This is a genomic window from Pseudomonas sp. SWI36, assembly GCF_002948105.1.
Lineage (GTDB): Bacteria > Pseudomonadota > Gammaproteobacteria > Pseudomonadales > Pseudomonadaceae > Aquipseudomonas > Aquipseudomonas alloputida.
Genome location: NZ_CP026675.1, coordinates 3,421,575 through 3,438,286, shown reverse-complemented (window position 1 = coordinate 3,438,286; position 16,712 = coordinate 3,421,575). Strand labels below are relative to the sequence as shown.

Below are 16,712 nucleotides of genomic sequence, written 5' to 3'. Positions count from 1 at the left end.
CAGACCATGACTCCACACCTGATGAAACTGCTGGGCCTGTCCGCCGCCCTTCTGGCAATCAGCCAGGGCGTGCGCGCCGAAGACGTCAAGGCCCCGACCTTCAACGCCGAGCCCTGCTGCCAGTTGTGCCCTGAAGCGCACGATGCCAGCCGCTACACCACCCGCTATCAGCAAAACTTCACCACGCTGGTGCAGGCCCAGGGCGACTGGCTGTTCCGCACCCGCGAAGACCTGCGCACCGAGTTCAACACCACCCCGGCCGGCTACAAACGCCTGCAGCAAGTGCACGACGCGTTCAAGAAACGTGGTGTGGAACTGGTGGTGGTGTACCAGCCGACCCGTGGCCTGGTGAACCGCAACATGCTCAACCCGGCAGAAAAAGCCGCCTTCGACTACCAGAAGGCCCTGGGCAACTACCAGGCCATGCTCAAGCGCTTCGCCAGCATGGGTTACAACGTGCCCGACCTGTCACCGCTGACCAACGAGCAACTGGCCGCCGCTGACCAGGGCAAGGACTTCTACTTCCGTGGCGACCAGCACTGGACGCCGTACGGTGCCGAGCGTGCGGCGAAGATCGTGGCCGACACCGTGCACAAGATGCCGGCCTTCGAAGGCATCCCGCGCAAGGAATTCGAGACGAAGAAGTCCGGGCGCATGGGCAAGACCGGCACCCTGCACAACGTTGCCGGCCAACTGTGCGGCACCAGCTACGCCGTCCAGTACATGGACCAGTTCGCCACCGAGCCGAAAGGCGCGAGCGGCGGCGACGACCTGTTCGGTGACAGCGGCAACGCGCAGATCACCCTGGTCGGTACCAGCCACAGTGGCAAGAACTACAACTTCTCGGGCTTCCTCGAGCAATACATCGGCGCCGACGTGCTCAACGTCGCTTTCCCAGGCGGTGGCCTGGAAGGGTCGATGATCCAGTACCTGGGCAGCGAGGAATTCCAGAAGAACCCGCCGAAGATCCTGATCTGGGAATTCTCCCCGCTGTACCGCCTGGACCAGGAAACCATCTGGCGGCAAATCCTTGGCCTGCTCGACGACGGCTGCGACGACCGCCCAGCCCTGATGAGCGCCAGCACCACCCTCAAGCCTGGCAAGAACGAGCTGATGGTCAACGGCAAGGGCGGCGTGATCAAAGACCTGATCAACCGCAACCTGCAGATGGACGTCAAGTTCGAAGACCCCTCGGTGAAGGTGTTGCAGGCCACCCTCTGGTACCTCAACGGCCGCCACGAGGACATCAAGCTGGAAAAACCGGAAACCTCCGACACCGACGGCCGCTTCGTCTTCCAGATGCGCGAAGACGAGGACTGGGCCAGCCAGAGCCTGCTGGCGTTCGAGGTACAGGGGCCGGAAAGCGGCACCCAGAAGGTCGAAGCCAAGCTCTGCAAACGCAACAACTTCGCCGTGCCTGCGCAGACCGCGCAGGCTGGCCAGTGAGGCGACCCATGACCATTTTCAAGCGAATTTCCAGCCCCGCCCTGCTCGCGTTGGCCTTGTTTGGTGGTGCCGCGCACGCCGCGCTGGTACCGCCGCAGGGTTACTACCAAGGGATCGAAAAGCTCAAGACCGGTGAGGGTAACTTCCGCTGCGAAGCGGCGCCCAAGCCATACACCGGCCCGCTGCAGTTTCGCAGCAAGTACGAAGGCTCAGACAAGGCACGGGCAACGCTCAACGCAGCCTCGGAAAAGGCCTTCCGCAAGTCGACCGAAGACATCACCACGCTTGAAAAAGGCGTGAGCAAGATGGTCGGCCAGTACATGCGCGACGGCCGCCCGGCGCAACTCGACTGCACCCTGACGTGGCTGGGCACCTGGGCACGCGCCGGTGCATTGCTGTCCACCGACTACAACCATACCGGCAAGTCGATGCGCAAATGGGCGCTGGGCAGCATGAGCGGTTCATGGTTGCGGCTGAAATTCTCCAACTCGCAGCCGCTGGCGGCACACCAGGCCGAGGCCGACCTGATCGAAAAATGGCTCACCCGCCTGGCCGAGCAGACTGTGCGTGACTGGAGCGACCTGCCGCTGGAGAAGATCAACAACCACAGCTACTGGGCGGCCTGGTCGGTCATGGCTACCGCCGTCGCCACCGACCGTCGCGACCTGTTCGACTGGGCCGTGAAGGAATACAAGGTGGGCGCCAACCAGGTGGATGACCAGGGCTTCCTGCCCAACGAAATCAAGCGCAAGCAGCGCGCGCTGGCCTATCACAACTACGCCTTGCCGCCGCTGGCGATGATTGCCAGCTTCGCCCAGGCCAATGGCGTCGACCTGCGCGCCGAGAACAACTTCGCCTTGCAGCGCCTGGGTGAAGGCGTGCTGGCCGGCGCCCGCGATCCCAGCCACTTCAAGGCGCGGGCGGGCAAGAAACAGGACATGACCGACCTCAAGGTCGACAGCAAGTACTCCTGGCTCGAGCCTTGGTGTGCGCTGTACCACTGCGTTGGCGACACGCTTGAGCGCAAGCACGACATGCAGCCGTTCAACAGCTTCCGGCTGGGGGGCGATGTGACCCGGGTCTATGACCCGAGTGCAGAGAGCAAGAAATGAATTGACCCCCATTGTGGGGGCGGAACCTGTGGGAGCGGGCATGCCCGCGAAGAAGCCACCGCGGTGCATGGCAAGGGCTTCGCCCTTGTTCGCGGGCTTGCCCGCTCCCACAGGGATCTAAGTTGCCTTCCAGTCTTGCACTGGGGGGTTTGGGGGGCGCTTTGCCCTGGATGCTGTGAACAAATTAGGAGAACCGGGATGGTCTTCTCGTCCAACGTGTTCCTGTTCCTGTTCTTGCCGATCTTCCTCGGCCTGTACTACTTGAGCGGGCAACGTTATCGCAACCTGCTGCTGCTGGTCGCCAGCTACATCTTCTACGCCTGGTGGCGGGTGGACTTCCTGGCACTGTTCGCCGGCGTCACCCTGTGGAACTACTGGATCGGCCTGAAAGTCGGTGCCGCCGGTGTGCGCACCAAGCCTGCGCAGCGCTGGCTGCTGCTCGGCGTGGGTGTCGACCTGGCGATACTCGGCTACTTCAAGTACGCCAACTTCGGCGTCGACAGCCTGAACGCGATCATGACGTCGTTTGGCCTGGAGCCATTCATTCTGACCCACGTGCTGCTGCCGATCGGTATCTCGTTCTACATCTTCGAGTCGATCAGCTACATCATCGACGTATACCGCGGTGACACCCCGGCTACCCGCAACCTGATCGACTTCGCAGCGTTCGTGGCGATTTTCCCGCACCTGATCGCAGGCCCCGTGCTGCGCTTCAAGGACCTGGTCGACCAGTTCAACAACCGCACCCACACCCTGGACAAGTTCTCCGAAGGCTGCACCCGCTTCATGCAGGGCTTCATCAAGAAAGTGTTTATCGCCGACACCCTGGCCGTGGTCGCCGACCACTGCTTCGCCCTGCAAAACCCCACCACGGGCGATGCCTGGCTCGGCGCCCTGGCCTACACCGCACAGCTGTACTTCGACTTCAGCGGCTACAGCGACATGGCCATCGGCCTGGGCCTGATGATGGGCTTCCGCTTCATGGAAAACTTCAAGCAGCCCTATATCAGCCAGTCGATCACCGAGTTCTGGCGGCGCTGGCACATCAGCCTGTCGACCTGGCTGCGCGACTATCTGTACATCACCCTGGGCGGTAACCGCAAAGGCACCTTCAATACCTACCGCAACCTGTTCCTGACCATGCTGCTGGGCGGCCTGTGGCACGGTGCAAACTTCACCTACATCATCTGGGGCGCCTGGCACGGCATGTGGCTGGCTATCGAGCGCGCGCTGGGCCTCGACACCAACCCGCAGCGCTTCAACCCGGTGAAGTGGGCCTTCACCTTCCTGCTGGTGGTGGTCGGCTGGGTGATCTTCCGCGCCGAAAACCTGCATGTGGCCGCCCGTATGTACGGCGCCATGTTCAGCTTCGGCGACTGGCAGCTGTCGGAGCTCAACCGCGCCCAGCTCACCGGTCTGCAGGTGGCCACCCTGGTCATCGCCTACCTCACCTTGGCGTTCTTCGGCCTGCGCGACTTCTACCGCAATGCCAGGCCGACGCCCAAGGCGACCCCGGTGCAGGTCAACGCTGACGGCTCTATCGGCCTGGACTGGACCCGGGTGATGACCCGCGCACTGATCCTGCTGCTGTTCGTCGCCTCGATCCTCAAGCTTTCGGCGCAAAGCTACTCGCCGTTCCTTTACTTCCAGTTCTGAGGTTGATGACCATGACCCGGACATTACGCATCACCTACTCCCTGTCGTTCCTCGGCCTGCTGGTCGGCATGGGCGCCTGGTCCACCGGTGGCCTGCAGAGCTTCCAGCGCACCGAGCAGATGACCCTGCTCAACGGCAAGCTGGCCAAGGCCGCCGAGACCCACTACGACGCCGAGTTCCCGATCAAGCGCCTGGGCACCAACCTGTGGGCGGCAATGGACTTCAAGCTGTTCAACGAAGGCCGCCCGGGTGTGGTACTGGGCCGCGACCAGTGGTTGTTCAGCGACGAAGAGTTCAAGCCCACCGCCGGTGCCGAGCAATTGATGCAGGAAAACCTGGCACTGATCCGTGGCGTACGCGACACCCTGCAGCAACACGGTAGCCAGCTGGTGCTGGCGATCGTGCCGGCCAAGGCGCGGGTCTACGCCGAGTACCTGGGCAAAGAGCGGCCTGCCAGCCTGCATGACGACCTGTACAACCAGTTCCATGCCCAGGCACGCCAGGCCAACGTGTTCGCACCGGACCTGATGGCACCGATGGAGCAGGCCAAGGCCCGCGGCCAGGTATTCCTGCGTACCGATACCCACTGGACGCCTATGGGTGCCGAAGTGGCGGCGCAGGCGCTGGCCGAAGCGGTCAGCCGCCAGAGCCTGCTCAACGGCGACCCACAAGCCTTCATCACCGAAGCCGGCAACACCGCCCCTACAAGGGCGACCTGACCAACTTCCTGCCACTGGACCCCTTGTTCAGCAACCTGCTGCCGGCCCCGGACAACCTGCAGAAACGCACCACCCGGCCGGTCGATGCCGAGGGTGACGCCGGCGACGCGTTGTTCGCCGACAAGCAGATCCCGGTTGCACTGGTAGGCACCAGCTACAGCGCCAACCCGCACTGGAACTTCCTTGGCGCGCTGCAGCAGGCCCTGCGCAGTGACGTCGCCAACTACGCCGAAGACGGCCATGGCCCGCTGCTGCCGATGCTCAAGTACCTGCAAAGCGATGCCTTCAAGAACGCCGCACCACAAGTGGTGGTGTGGGAATTCCCCGAACGTTATCTGCCAATGAAAAACGACCTCAGCAGCTTCGATCCGCAGTGGATCGCGCAGCTGAAAAACTCCCGTAAATCCGAAGAAAACCTGGCCTTGTCGTCCACCCGGACAGACCACTGACTGATAGAGAGGAAACGCACATGACTACCAAGACTTCCATTGCCAAAGCCCTCACCCTCGCGGCCGGCCTTTCCCTTGCTTCGATGCAGGCCTTCGCCGGTGCCGACGCCGCACTGTATGGCCCAAGCGCGCCGAAAGGCTCGACCTTCGTACGCCTGTACAACGCGACCAGCGCACCGGCCGCCGCGTCGGTCGGCAACACCCAGATCAAACAGGTTGGCGCACAGGCCAGCAGCGACTTCAGCTTCCTGCCAGGCGGCGACTACACCGCCCAGGTCGGCGGCAAGAGCGTGCCGGTCAAGCTGGCCTCGGACAAGTACTACACCCTGGTCAACAGCAACAGCGGCACCCCGAAACTGATCGAAGAACCACCGTTCAAGAACAAGCAGAAAGCCCTGGTGCGCGTGCAGAACCTGAGCGACCAGCAACTGACCCTGAAAACCGCCGACGGCAAGACCGAAGTGGTCAAGCCGGTACCCGCCAACGGCCGTGGCGAACGCGAAATCAACCCGGTCAAGGTCAACCTGGCGCTGTACCAAGGAGACAAGAAAGTGGGTGACGTGAAACCCGTCGCCCTGGAGCGCGGCGAAGCCGCAGTGCTGTACGTAACGGGTTCCGGCAACACCTTGTCGCCGGTGTGGGTAACTCGCCCCGTGGCTAGCAACTGATTCCCCTGCCTCTCAACGACTATTGGAGAAACATGATGATCCCGGTAATTCTTTCTGGTGGTAGCGGTTCCCGTCTGTGGCCTCTGTCGCGCAAGCAGTTCCCCAAACAGTTCCTGGCCCTGACCGGTGAGCACACGCTGTTCCAGCAAACCATCGAGCGCCTTGTATTCGAGGGCATGGACACCCCGATCGTGGTCTGTAACAAGGACCACAAGTTCATCGTCCAGGAGCAACTGGCCGCACTGAAGCTGGAAACCCAAGGCATCCTCATGGAACCGTTCGGCCGCAACACCGCGCCGGCCGTGGCCATGGCTGCCATGAAGCTGGTAAACGAAGGCCGCGACGAGCTGATGCTGGTGCTGCCTGCCGATCATGTGATCGATGACCAGAAAGCCCTGCAACGTGCCCTGGCCTTGGCCACCGTGGCCGCCGAGCGTGGCGAGATGGTGCTGTTCGGCGTGCCAGCGACCAAGCCGGAAACCGGCTACGGCTACATCCGTTCCAGCCAGGATGCGCTGCTGCCCGAAGGCGTGGCGCGGGTTGCGCAGTTCGTCGAGAAGCCCGACGAAAAACGCGCCGCCGAGTTCGTCCAGGCCGGTGGTTACTTCTGGAACAGCGGTATGTTCCTGTTCCGCGCCAGCCGCTTCATCGAAGAGCTGAAAAAGCACGACGGCGACATCTACGATACCTGCGTACTGGCCCTGGAGCGCAGCCAGGAAGACGGCGATGTACTGAGCATCGACGAAGCCACCTTCGCCTGCTGCCCGGACAACTCCATTGACTATGCGGTGATGGAGAAAACCCAGCGTGCCTGCGTGGTGCCGATGTCGGCCGGCTGGAGCGATGTAGGCTGCTGGTCGTCGCTGTGGGAAGTGCACGAGAAAGACGACAACGGCAACGTCACCAAGGGCGACGTGGTGGTTCAAGACAGCCGCAACTGCATGATCCACGGCAACGGCAAACTGGTGTCGGTGATCGGCCTGGAGAACATCGTGGTGGTCGAGACCAAGGATGCCATGATGATTGCCCACAAGGACAAGGTCCAGGGCGTCAAGCAGATGGTCAAGACCCTCGACGAACAGGGCCGCACGGAAACCCAGAACCACCTGGAAGTGTATCGCCCGTGGGGCTCGTACGACTCGGTGGACATGGGCGGCCGCTTCCAGGTCAAGCACATCACCGTCAAGCCGGGCGCCAGCCTGTCGCTGCAGATGCACCATCACCGCGCCGAGCACTGGATCGTGGTATCCGGTACCGCCGAGGTGACCTGCGACGAGAACGTGTTCCTGCTGACCGAAAACCAGTCGACCTATATCCCCATCGCTTCGGTGCACCGTTTGCGCAACCCGGGCAAGATCCCGCTTGAGATCATCGAAGTGCAGTCCGGCAGCTACCTGGGCGAGGATGACATCGAGCGCTTCGAGGATGTGTATGGGCGCACGTCCACCCCCATCGAGCGCGGCGTTTCGGTAAAGACCATCGCGCAGTAAATGCTGACTCGCCCCTGGGCTGACCAGGGGCGAGCCTGCTCACTCACCGCTCGGGGCTATGACGTAGATGTCGAATGGGCCACCCACCACCTTGAAAGGTCGCTGCAAATCATCCTCCCCTTCAAATTCGAAGGATTCAGCCCTGATGCTCGTGGCAGTCATTTCGAGTTTCCGGATACACCCGGATTTCGCATAGCCGCCATAGGTTGTGCCGCGCTTGTGAACAAGCGCCCGGTTCGCCTCACCTCCGATAACGACATCCCTCACGCCCTCCTGTAGTTCCAGATCGAAGTCAATGTAGACGTCCGCATCTTCGGCCTGCCCCTTGTAGGCGTACAACCACGCTGATTTTTCAGCGTTCCCGTAGTCCACGCCCTCGGAAACGAAATCCTCCCTTTGACCCGCAAGGCTGATGACAGCCGTAACGTTGCCCTTGGCAGGCGTTTTTTTCATTTCTTGCACAAGCTCTCGCTCAATTGCTGTGTGACTCATGGCCATGCTCCTTTTGAATAGGCATGGCGGAATCTAGAATGGATATACCCTTTCCACTACTCGCAGTATTGCCAGGTCTGGCTTCTGGCATGGTTGCTCACCGGTTACCTGACTGCTGGGTTTTAGGTAGGCTGTAGCCATCCCTGCGCGCGAATGAGGCGATTACGCGATGCTGATCGGTGCCCTGCTGATCCTCACCTGGCTGGTGTTGTTGTTGCGTTACCCAGCCAAGGCTCTTCCCATCTCCCTGGCGGCTGTGTGTGGCCTGGGCCTGGTGGCCTTGTTCGTCGTCTGGCAAGACAGCCGCGAAAGCAGTCGACTGGCGCGCCTGGACCTGCGTCTGACCTACGCCCCCGAACACTGCCCCGCCGACCGTGCCTTGCAGGTACGCATGAAGAACGGCAACGACGTGCCGCTGACCGAACTGCGCTGGCGCGTGGCGGCGTACGCACCGGGCGATACCGTGAACCTGGCCGAGAACACCTACAACGCCCCGCGATACCGAGGGCCAGGTGAATTGCAGCCGGGGGCCGAGTGGCAAGACTGCCTGCCATTGCCGCCACTGCGTTCCGGGTATCGGCCGCAGACCCTGGAATTCCGCGCAGAACGCCTGCAAGGTACATTTGCCAATTGATGTGTTGCCTATGCCGGCCTCTTCGCGGGTCAACCCGCTCCTGCAGGGTGTGTAGGAGCGGGTTTACCCGCGAAGAGGCCGGCACAGGCCACAACCAATCCTCCATGACAACAGGCCCCAACCATGCCCACCGTCCTGATCACCGGTTGTTCCAGCGGCATCGGCCGCGCCCTGGCCGACGCCTTCCGCGATGCGGGCCACCATGTCTGGGCCACCGCCCGCAAGCCTGAGGATGTCGAGCAGCTGAGTGCCGCCGGCTACACGGCCCGGCAGCTGGATGTAAACGATGGCAAGGCGCTGGCCCGCCTGGCAGAGGAACTTGAGACCCTCGATATCCTGATCAACAACGCCGGCTACGGCGCCATGGGCCCACTGCTCGATGGTGGCGTCGACGCCCTGCGCCAGCAATTCGAAACCAACGTCTTCGCCGTGGTCGGCGTTACCCGAGCGCTGTTCCCGCTGCTACGCCGCTCACGCGGCCTGGTGGTGAATATCGGCAGTGTATCGGGCGTACTGGTCACGCCATTCGCCGGCGCGTACTGCGCCTCGAAGGCGGCTGTGCATGCCCTGAGCGATGCCTTGCGCCTGGAACTGGCACCGTTCGGTGTACGGGTAATGGAAGTACAGCCGGGCGCAATTGCCTCGCAGTTCGCCAGCAATGCCCAGCGCCAGGCCGAACAGGTGCTGGCGGCAGACTCGGCGTGGTGGCCTTTGCGTGAGCATGTGCAGGCACGGGCGCGGGCATCGCAGGACAAGCCAACGTCGGCGGCGGTATTTGCCCAAGGCGTGCTGGCAGCAGTCGGCAAGTCTTCGGTGCCCGCGGTGGTACGTTTGGGGAATGGCAGTACAGCCTTGCCGCTGATGGCACGGTTGCTGCCGCGGCGGTTGCTGGACTGGGCGCTGCGCAAGCGCTTTGGCCTGCTGCGCCCGCTCTGAGTGATCGCCTGCCTGTACCCGCGAAAGGGGCGGGCCTGCTGGCCAATTTTCACCCGCCGTTCACCGTTGCCGCCGCTACCGTATTCGCGGGTAAACCCGCTCCTACACAGATTTGGTGGTGGACACACATCGGTGGTTGGACACAGGCCGCCGTTTACCCGCTAAAGGGCCGGGCCTGCTGGCCAATTTTCACCCGCCGTTTACCGTTGCCGCCGCTACCGTATTCGCGGGTAAACCCGCTCCTACACACACGCATCGGTGGTTGGACACAGGCCGCTGTAGGAGCGGGTTTACCCGCGAAGAGGCCAGTACAGGCTGTAAAGCATCATGCCATGGACCGCAGTACCCCGCCCTCCAGATACTGCGCGTCCTCTCTAACCGTGAGCATTCGGCGGCGGCTCATCAAACGCCTGCCAGCCTCCACCCAGCGCCTTGTACAGCCCCACCAGCGCCTGCGACACCGCGGCCGAGCTGTCGATCCATTGCTCCTCGCTGGCCAGCAGCGCGCCTTGCACCGTCAGCACATTGAGAAAGTCCACCGCCCCTTCCACATACTGGCGCTGGGCGGTTTCCAGGGCGATACGGTTTTGCCGCACGGCCTCGGCAAGGTGATCACGGCGCAACTGACTGGCGTTGTACAGGCGTAGCACATCGTCAATTTCATGCCAGGCCCCCAGCACCACCTTGCGATAGTTCAGCGCGGCTTCCTGCTGTTGCGCCTCGCGCAGTTCCAGGGTGCCCTTGAGCCGGCCACCTTCGAAAATCGGCAGCGACATCTGTGGACCGAAGGCAAACCGGCGCGAATCCCAGCCACCGAAATCCGACAGCTGCAGGGCCTGGAAGCCGACACTGCCCGACAGGCGGATACTCGGGTAGAAATCCGCCTTGGCCACGCCAATGCTGGCAGTGGCGGCATGCAGGCGGGCCTCGGCCTGGCGGATGTCCGGGCGGCGCTCGGCCAGTTCGGACGGCAAGCCGATGGCAAACTTCTGCTGCGGCGCAGGCAGCTCGCCGCCTTGCAGCAATTCGGCCTGGAGACTGCGCGGCGGCTCGGCAGCGAGCAGGCTGAGGGCATTGATCAGGTCATCACGCCGCGCTTCCAGGCTTGGCAGGCGCGCTTCGATAGAAGCGACCTGGGCGCTGGCCTGGGCCACGTCCAAGCGCGTGGCAACGCCTTCGGCCTGGCGGTCCTGGGACAGCTTCAGGCTGTGCCGGGCGACCCTGAGGTTATCCTGCGTCACATCGAGGGTGTGCTGCACGGCACGCAGCTGGATGTAATTGCCGGCGGTTTCCGAAAGCAGTGCCAGCAGCACACCGCGGCGGTCATTCTCGGCCACTTCGACCGTGGCATCGGCAGCCTCGACCTGACGCCGCACACGGCCCCACAGGTCCAGTTCCCAACCGGCCACCAGGTCGCCCTGCCAGAGGTTGAAGGCTTCTTTCCCGGCCTTGCCGGACGGATCGCTCAAGCCATCGGCGCTGTTACGAGCGCGGCTGTAACCGGCGTTCACGTCCACCGACGGTACTTCGTCGGCAGCCAAGGTACTGCGCAGGGCACGGCTTTGCAGCAGCCGCGCGCTGGCCATCTGCAGGTCGAGGTTGCGTTCGGCAACGCGCTGGATCAACGCGCTCAGGCGGGCATCGTGGAACGTTTCCCACCAGCGCAGTTCAAGCGGTTCGGCCTGCGGCTGGCTGGCCGCTGCCTCGCCTTGCAACGGCGCCCACTGCTGCGGGGCCTGGCTATCTGGGCGCAGGAAATCCGGGCCCAGGGTGCAACCGGTCAGCAGCACAGCCAGTAGCAACGGGCTCAAGCGTAATCCCGGTTTCATCGCGCGCTTACCTCTTTGCCGTCCAGCTTGTCGCCACGCGTGTCGATGGTGGCTTCGACCGACATGCCCACACGCAAGCGGGTGAGCAGTGGCTGGCCATCATCGAGAACGATCTTGACCGGAATGCGCTGCACCACCTTGGTGAAGTTGCCGGTGGCGTTGTCTGGCTTGACTGCGGCGAAGGTGACGCCGGTAGCCGGGGCAATGCTCTGCACATGGCCTTGCAGGGTTTCGCCGGAGAAGGTGTCGACGCTGATGCGCACCGGCTGGCCCGGCCGTACGTGGGTCAGCTGGGTTTCCTGGAAGTTGCCGACCACATAGGCCTGCTGCAACGGCACCACCGACAGCAGGCGAGCGCCCGGGTTGACGTAGGCCCCCACGCGCAGGGCGCGTTCGCCGACCATACCGTCCACCGGCGCGGTGATGCGGGTGTAGGACAGATCGAGCTGGGCCTTTTCCAGGCCTGCTTCGGCACGCTTGAGCTGGCCATCGGCGCTGGCCACTTGAGCCGTGAGGATGTCCACCTGCTTGCGCGCCGCCACCCGCGCAGCTTGAGCGTTGGCCAGGCGAGCACGGGCTTGATCGACAGCGCTGCGCGCCTGCTGGGCGTTCTGCACGGTACCCGCGCCCTGCTCGGCAAGGCGGCTGTAGCGGTTGACTTCATGGTCGGCGAACGCCACCTCAGCCTGGGCCGCCTTCACTGCCGCTTCTGCCTGGGCAATCAGCGCGTCCTGGCGTTCAAGCGTGGCGCGGGCATCGGCGCTTTGTGCCTGGGCTACCAGTAACTGCGCCTGCGCAGCATCCAGCGCGGCCTGGTAGTCACGCGCGTCGATGGTCGCCAGCAACTGGCCAGCCGTGACCTGCTGATTGTCTTCCACCAGCACTTGCTTGATGAAACCGGCGACTTTGGGCGCGACCACGGTGTAGTCGGCGGTCACATAGGCGTCATTGGTGCTCTGGCGGTGATCGCTGCCAAACATCCAGGGGCCGACGATGCCGGCCAGGACGGCCACGGCCAGCACCGAGCCGATGAAAAGGGTTTTGCGGTTGTTGGTCATTTCAATGGTTCTCGAAATCATCCAGGGTTCAAGCCACCGCACGCGGCGGATAGACCCGGGTAGGCACGAAAGGAATCAGGCAGATCAGGGCCACGGCGATACAGGCCAGCACCAGATAGAGGTCAGCCGAGGTCAATACCTGCGCCTGGTCGTGAATGCGCTTGGCCAGGCCGGCGGCGTTGCCGTCGACCAGCGGGGCGTTGCCCAGGCTGTCCACCAGGTGATTGGAATGGAAATGCCGGCGCAGGGTGCCAAGAACATCCAGCAGGCCACCGGCGATGACGGCTGCCAGGCCCTTGACGGTGTTGAACCAGCTGGAGGCGAACGGGCCTTCCTGCGGGGTCATGCCATTGGTGGACAGCATCAGCAGCGGCAGCACTGCCATCGGCTGGCCGAACACCTGCAGCAGGTAGAACGGGTAGAAGTCGCCACGGATCCACTCGCTGGTCAGCAGGCTGCTGCCAACACAGGACACCGCCAGCAGCGCCAGGCCAATGCCCAGCACCCAGCGGCAGTCCACTGCCCGGATGTTGCACAGTGCCGCCGTCAGCGGCAGGGCGATCAGTTGCGGCATGGCCACCAGCATCATCAACGGGCTGGTCTGCGCTGGTCGGTAGCCCTGGATCTGCGCAAGGTAGGCCGACGGGATGCTGCCCACACCCGAGAGCACGATCAGCACGCCGGCCAGGGTCACCAGGGCGAAACTCAAGTTGCGCCGCTGCAACAAGCGCAACTGGAAAAACGGCAACGGCTCGGACCACTCGTTGTACATGAACAACACCAGCAACAGCAGGCCACCGCCCAGCAGCCAGCAGATCAGCGGCGAATCAAACCAACCCCAGCGGTCGCCCAGCGACAGGCCCAGCACAATGCAACTGATGGCGGGCAGGCCCAGCAGTACGCCTCGCCAGTCGAACTGTTTGAAACGCTCCAGGCGCAGCGGGTCCTGCGGCAGCCCCCAGCCTACGCAGACCATGGCCAGCAGCGAGGGCAGGATGATCTGCCAGAACGCCCATTGCCAACCGACGTATTCGGTCCACAGCCCCGCCAGCGGCGTGCCGAGGTTGGGGCCAAAGGTGGCGGTCAGGGCGTAGCAAGCCAAGCCGTAGACCTTGATACCTGGCGGCAAAAAGCGCAGGGCCACGCTCATCAACATCGGCGGCAACGCGCCAGCGGCAAAGCCCTGCAGTACGCGCAGCAACATCAGGCTGTGCAGGTTGGGGGCGAACGGTTGCAGCAGGCCAAGCACGGCGAACAGACCAATTGCGCTCATGGTAAAGCGGCGCAGCGAGAAGGTCGTGGCCAGCCACGGCGCAAAGGCCATGGCCGAGACCGAAGCGGCGCTGTATACCGCCAGCAACCAGGCACCTTCATCGGCGCCGATGCCCATGGCGCCGCGGATATCGGCCAGGGAAATCTTGGTTACCGACTCGTTGAGGCCGGCGCACAGCACAGCCAGCAATACACCGAACAACCCGACCACTACCTGCAGGCCGAACGCAGCCTGCGCGGGCGCAGCCGGCGCAGGGGCGGCGGCCATGGCGGCAGACGGGACGGACAGGGAACTCATGGGCAGACATCTCCGGCAACAAAATTTGCGACTGGAGCAAGTCTAAAAAGGTCGAATGCTTACGAAAACTGACTTGTTGGCAGTTTTATATTGCGTCAAACGCAATCGGGCAGCGGATGCGCACGTGCCCCACGCCTCAAGGGTCCATCCTGCCGCACGCCTTCAACGTCTGCCGCAGCCAGCGATGGGCCGGGTCGTTATCGAACCGCGGGTGCCATGCCTGCATGACGTTGACCTTTTCCAGTGGCACAGGGATCTCGAAGGACCGCAATGGCAGTTTCAGCCGGTTCACACTGTTCAGGATATTGGCGGGTATCGGCAAGATCAGGTCCGAGTCCGGCAGCGAAAACATCGCGGAGTGAAAACTCGTCGTGATCAGCGCTACCCGGCGCTCCACCTTGTAATTGGCCAGCGCCACGTCGATAGGCCCATTGGCACGGCCACGGCGTGACACGCTGATGTGCGGGTAGGCGGCGAAGCGCTCAGGGGTGATCTCGTCATCGAAAACCGGGTGCCCTTCACGCGCCAAGCCCACGAAGTAGGTGTTGAACAGGCTCTGAGCCTTGATTTCGGGGCCCAGATCAATGGCTGAACTGATGATCAGGTCGATTTGCCCATTGCGCAGCACCGCATCATCGTCGCCGCTGCCCTCCGGCACAAAACGCAGCACCGTATGCGGTGCCTGGGCCAGCATCATGCGCAACAACTGAGCGCCATACAGGGCGATGAACAGGTCATTGGTGCGGATGTTGAAGGCACGGTCCAGGTTCACCAGGTCGACATCGTCGCGACTGCGAAATACCTGCCCGGCCTGCTCCACCAGGCCATGCACCTGCTCGCGCAGGGCCAGCGCACGTGGCGTCGGCACCAGGCCACGGCCGGCGCGCACCAGGATCGGGTCGCCCAGCGCTTCGCGGATACGCCCCAGGGTTCGGCTCATGGCTGCCGGGCTCAGGTTCATGCGTTGCGCCGCGCCAACCACGCTGCCCTCGTCGAGCAAGGCATCGAGGGCGACAAGCAGGTTCATGTCCGGAAGTTGCATGGCCGTTTTCCGTTACAGCTGTAGGGAATGCGATGGTATCAGGTAGATGGATTGCACCGGACGCAATGCGCTTGTGCGTGGTGGGCCATTTATTCAGGGGAAGGGTTGGGTCAAGAATGATGCATGGCAGGTTTGGCCCTTTCGCGGGTAAACCCGCTCCTACGTTGGTCTACGCGAAGAGGCCGCCCCAGCCCCCAAATACATCAAGGATTCTGCATGCCCAGCCCCGTCCTGATCGCCATCGACGCCTCCCCCGCATCTGCCGCCCTGCTTGCCCTCGCCCGCCGCTACTGCCGCCCGGGCGAGCACGAACTGCACGTGCTGCTGGCCATCGATTCGACCTTCGCGGTGCACGAGCAACCCGCGCCCTACACCGCCGAGGAACTGGAAGAATACCCCGCCGCCTGCATGGAACAGCAGCATGCCGACCACGCCGTAGCCGAGGCCGTGCGCGAACTGCAGCAAGCCGGCTTCGCCAGCCAGGGCTGCATGGTGGCCGGGCTGCCGGTTGAAGCGATTGTGGCCAAGGCGCAGGAATTGAACTGCGAGCTGATCATCATGGGCCACCGCCACCTGTCGCGGCTGGGGCGGTTACTCGACCCGTCGATCAGCGCGAAGGTGATTGATCGGGTCGAAGTGCCGGTGTTGGTGGGGGCGGCGAGTGCATGATTGGAGCGATGTGCCGCCTGTAAGATCGAGCACCACGCGAGCGGCGCTCGATCAGTCTGGCGACCTGCCTCTCAAGGCGAACTCGGCTTCACCACCACCGTACAGGTCGTCCCCGCCGCCAGCAAAAACCCTTCCGGCACTTCATCGATGTGAATGCGCACCGGCACCCGCTGCGCCAGCCGCACCCAGTTGAAGGTCGGATTCACGTCGGCGATCAGCTCGCGGCTCTGTGGGTTGTCACGGTCGTAGATGCCGCGGGCGATGCTCTCCACATGCCCCTTGAGACGCTCGCCGCTCATCATCTGCAATTCGGCCTGATCACCCACCTTCACATGCGGCAGCTTGGTCTCCTCGAAGAAGCCGTAAACCCAGAACGAGTGCTCGTCGACCACCGCCATCACCGCTTCACCGGTACGCGCATAATCGCCCTTGTGGATATTCAGGTTGGTCACATAGCCGTCAACCGTCGCCACGATATGCGTACGCTTGAGGTTCAGCTCGGCTGCGGCCAACTCGGCAAGGGCTTGTTGATAATCGGCTTGGGCGGAATTGGCGATGTTGCTGGCGTCGTCGCGGTTTTCCTTGGAGATCACCAGGTTGTCCATGTCGGCACGGCGCTTGGCATTGACCTTGCGCATTTCCCAGGTGGCCTTGCGCGAGGCGACCAGTGCCTTGGCCTGGTCGACTGCCAACTGGTAGTGCTCAGGGTCGATCTGGATCAGCAAGTCGCCCTTCTTCACCCGCTGGTTGTCCTTGACCGGTACATCCACCACGTAGCCGGGCACGTCGGCAGCAACGTTGATGATGTCGGCACGCACACGGCCATCACGGGTCCATGGCGTGGTCATGTAGTGCAGCCACAACTGGCGACCGATGGCCACGGCAGCGACCAGCACCAGCAGGGTGGCGATCAGGCTGAAGAACTTTTTCATCGAAGGATTC

Annotated in this window: 14 protein-coding genes and 1 pseudogene; 9 read left to right on the top strand and 6 right to left on the bottom strand. The window is 63.1% G+C overall.

Going from position 1 to position 16,712, the window contains the following annotated elements:
* Window positions 1-6: 6 nt before the first annotated feature.
* The 6 genes and pseudogenes from C4Q27_RS16415 to C4Q27_RS16385 all read left to right on the top strand — a co-directional run bounded on the left by C4Q27_RS16415 (window position 7) and on the right by C4Q27_RS16385 (window position 7,540).
* Window positions 7-1,446, top strand: coding sequence for an alginate O-acetyltransferase (locus tag C4Q27_RS16415; protein ID WP_064490717.1), 1,440 nt, complete (start codon window positions 7-9; stop codon window positions 1,444-1,446).
* An 8-nt stretch (window positions 1,447-1,454) separates the two neighbouring features.
* Complete coding sequence (locus tag C4Q27_RS16410; RefSeq protein ID WP_104887079.1) at window positions 1,455-2,558, top strand: mannuronate-specific alginate lyase; 1,104 nt, start codon at window positions 1,455-1,457, stop codon at window positions 2,556-2,558.
* 198 nt (window positions 2,559-2,756) lie between these two features.
* Window positions 2,757-4,214 carry an MBOAT family protein gene (locus C4Q27_RS16400; protein ID WP_010952409.1) on the top strand — a complete coding sequence of 486 codons (1,458 nt, stop codon included), beginning with the start codon at window positions 2,757-2,759 and terminating at the stop codon, window positions 4,212-4,214.
* A gap of 11 nt (window positions 4,215-4,225) precedes the next feature.
* Window positions 4,226-5,382 (top strand): annotated as a pseudogene (locus tag C4Q27_RS16395) (alginate O-acetyltransferase).
* A gap of 20 nt (window positions 5,383-5,402) precedes the next feature.
* Window positions 5,403-6,050: an alginate O-acetyltransferase AlgF gene (locus C4Q27_RS16390; protein ID WP_104887078.1), complete on the top strand. Its 648-nt coding sequence runs from the start codon at window positions 5,403-5,405 to the stop codon at window positions 6,048-6,050.
* A gap of 35 nt (window positions 6,051-6,085) precedes the next feature.
* The gene (locus C4Q27_RS16385; protein ID WP_104887077.1) at window positions 6,086-7,540 is read left to right on the top strand and encodes a mannose-1-phosphate guanylyltransferase/mannose-6-phosphate isomerase; all 1,455 of its coding nucleotides are present in this window, start codon (window positions 6,086-6,088) and stop codon (window positions 7,538-7,540) included.
* Window positions 7,541-7,579: 39 nt separating this feature from the next.
* Here the strand turns inward: C4Q27_RS16385 and C4Q27_RS16380 are convergent, their stop codons facing one another.
* The gene (locus tag C4Q27_RS16380; protein ID WP_371919358.1) at window positions 7,580-8,038 is read right to left on the bottom strand and encodes a hypothetical protein; all 459 of its coding nucleotides are present in this window, start codon (window positions 8,036-8,038) and stop codon (window positions 7,580-7,582) included.
* A 163-nt stretch (window positions 8,039-8,201) separates the two neighbouring features.
* Between C4Q27_RS16380 and C4Q27_RS16375 the strand changes: the two genes are divergently transcribed.
* Both C4Q27_RS16375 and C4Q27_RS16370 read left to right on the top strand, forming a co-directional pair.
* Window positions 8,202-8,666 (top strand): hypothetical protein, encoded by a 465-nt coding sequence (locus C4Q27_RS16375; RefSeq protein ID WP_014592314.1) that lies wholly within the window; start codon window positions 8,202-8,204, stop codon window positions 8,664-8,666.
* 123 nt (window positions 8,667-8,789) lie between these two features.
* The gene (locus C4Q27_RS16370; RefSeq protein ID WP_104887075.1) at window positions 8,790-9,602 is read left to right on the top strand and encodes an SDR family oxidoreductase; all 813 of its coding nucleotides are present in this window, start codon (window positions 8,790-8,792) and stop codon (window positions 9,600-9,602) included.
* Window positions 9,603-9,976: 374 nt separating this feature from the next.
* Here the strand turns inward: C4Q27_RS16370 and C4Q27_RS16365 are convergent, their stop codons facing one another.
* From C4Q27_RS16365 to C4Q27_RS16350, 4 genes are all read right to left on the bottom strand, one after another.
* The gene (locus C4Q27_RS16365; protein ID WP_104887074.1) at window positions 9,977-11,431 is read right to left on the bottom strand and encodes an efflux transporter outer membrane subunit; all 1,455 of its coding nucleotides are present in this window, start codon (window positions 11,429-11,431) and stop codon (window positions 9,977-9,979) included.
* A complete protein-coding gene (locus C4Q27_RS16360) occupies window positions 11,428-12,489 on the bottom strand; it encodes an HlyD family secretion protein (protein WP_104887073.1) in 1,062 nt (353 codons plus the stop codon). The genes C4Q27_RS16365 and C4Q27_RS16360 overlap by 4 nt, the downstream gene beginning before the upstream one ends.
* Before the next feature lie 28 nt (window positions 12,490-12,517).
* A complete protein-coding gene (locus C4Q27_RS16355; protein WP_104887072.1) occupies window positions 12,518-14,059 on the bottom strand; it encodes an MFS transporter in 1,542 nt (513 codons plus the stop codon).
* 136 nt (window positions 14,060-14,195) lie between these two features.
* Window positions 14,196-15,101, bottom strand: coding sequence for a LysR family transcriptional regulator (locus tag C4Q27_RS16350; protein ID WP_019752517.1), 906 nt, complete (start codon window positions 15,099-15,101; stop codon window positions 14,196-14,198).
* Window positions 15,102-15,317: 216 nt separating this feature from the next.
* Here C4Q27_RS16350 and C4Q27_RS16345 point away from each other — a divergent pair, with 216 nt between their 5' ends.
* Window positions 15,318-15,770, top strand: coding sequence for a universal stress protein (locus C4Q27_RS16345; protein WP_104887071.1), 453 nt, complete (start codon window positions 15,318-15,320; stop codon window positions 15,768-15,770).
* 71 nt (window positions 15,771-15,841) lie between these two features.
* On the opposite strand, the gene C4Q27_RS16340 is transcribed toward C4Q27_RS16345, so the two are convergent.
* Complete coding sequence (locus C4Q27_RS16340) at window positions 15,842-16,702, bottom strand: HlyD family secretion protein (protein WP_004575355.1); 861 nt, start codon at window positions 16,700-16,702, stop codon at window positions 15,842-15,844.
* Window positions 16,703-16,712: the final 10 nt, after the last annotated feature.

Bases quoted from the DNA above. Each gene is read 5' to 3' on its own strand.
- C4Q27_RS16415 (WP_064490717.1), top strand. From the start codon at position 7: ATGACTCCACACCTGATGAAACTGCTGGGCCTGTCCGCCGCCCTTCTG.
- C4Q27_RS16410 (WP_104887079.1), top strand. From the start codon at position 1,455: ATGACCATTTTCAAGCGAATTTCCAGCCCCGCCCTGCTCGCGTTGGCC.
- C4Q27_RS16400 (WP_010952409.1), top strand. From the start codon at position 2,757: ATGGTCTTCTCGTCCAACGTGTTCCTGTTCCTGTTCTTGCCGATCTTC.
- C4Q27_RS16390 (WP_104887078.1), top strand. From the start codon at position 5,403: ATGACTACCAAGACTTCCATTGCCAAAGCCCTCACCCTCGCGGCCGGC.
- C4Q27_RS16385 (WP_104887077.1), top strand. From the start codon at position 6,086: ATGATCCCGGTAATTCTTTCTGGTGGTAGCGGTTCCCGTCTGTGGCCT.
- C4Q27_RS16380 (WP_371919358.1), bottom strand. From the start codon at position 8,038: ATGGCCATGAGTCACACAGCAATTGAGCGAGAGCTTGTGCAAGAAATG.
- C4Q27_RS16375 (WP_014592314.1), top strand. From the start codon at position 8,202: ATGCTGATCGGTGCCCTGCTGATCCTCACCTGGCTGGTGTTGTTGTTG.
- C4Q27_RS16370 (WP_104887075.1), top strand. From the start codon at position 8,790: ATGCCCACCGTCCTGATCACCGGTTGTTCCAGCGGCATCGGCCGCGCC.
- C4Q27_RS16365 (WP_104887074.1), bottom strand. From the start codon at position 11,431: ATGAAACCGGGATTACGCTTGAGCCCGTTGCTACTGGCTGTGCTGCTG.
- C4Q27_RS16360 (WP_104887073.1), bottom strand. From the start codon at position 12,489: ATGACCAACAACCGCAAAACCCTTTTCATCGGCTCGGTGCTGGCCGTG.
- C4Q27_RS16355 (WP_104887072.1), bottom strand. From the start codon at position 14,059: ATGAGTTCCCTGTCCGTCCCGTCTGCCGCCATGGCCGCCGCCCCTGCG.
- C4Q27_RS16350 (WP_019752517.1), bottom strand. From the start codon at position 15,101: ATGCAACTTCCGGACATGAACCTGCTTGTCGCCCTCGATGCCTTGCTC.
- C4Q27_RS16345 (WP_104887071.1), top strand. From the start codon at position 15,318: ATGCCCAGCCCCGTCCTGATCGCCATCGACGCCTCCCCCGCATCTGCC.
- C4Q27_RS16340 (WP_004575355.1), bottom strand. From the start codon at position 16,702: ATGAAAAAGTTCTTCAGCCTGATCGCCACCCTGCTGGTGCTGGTCGCT.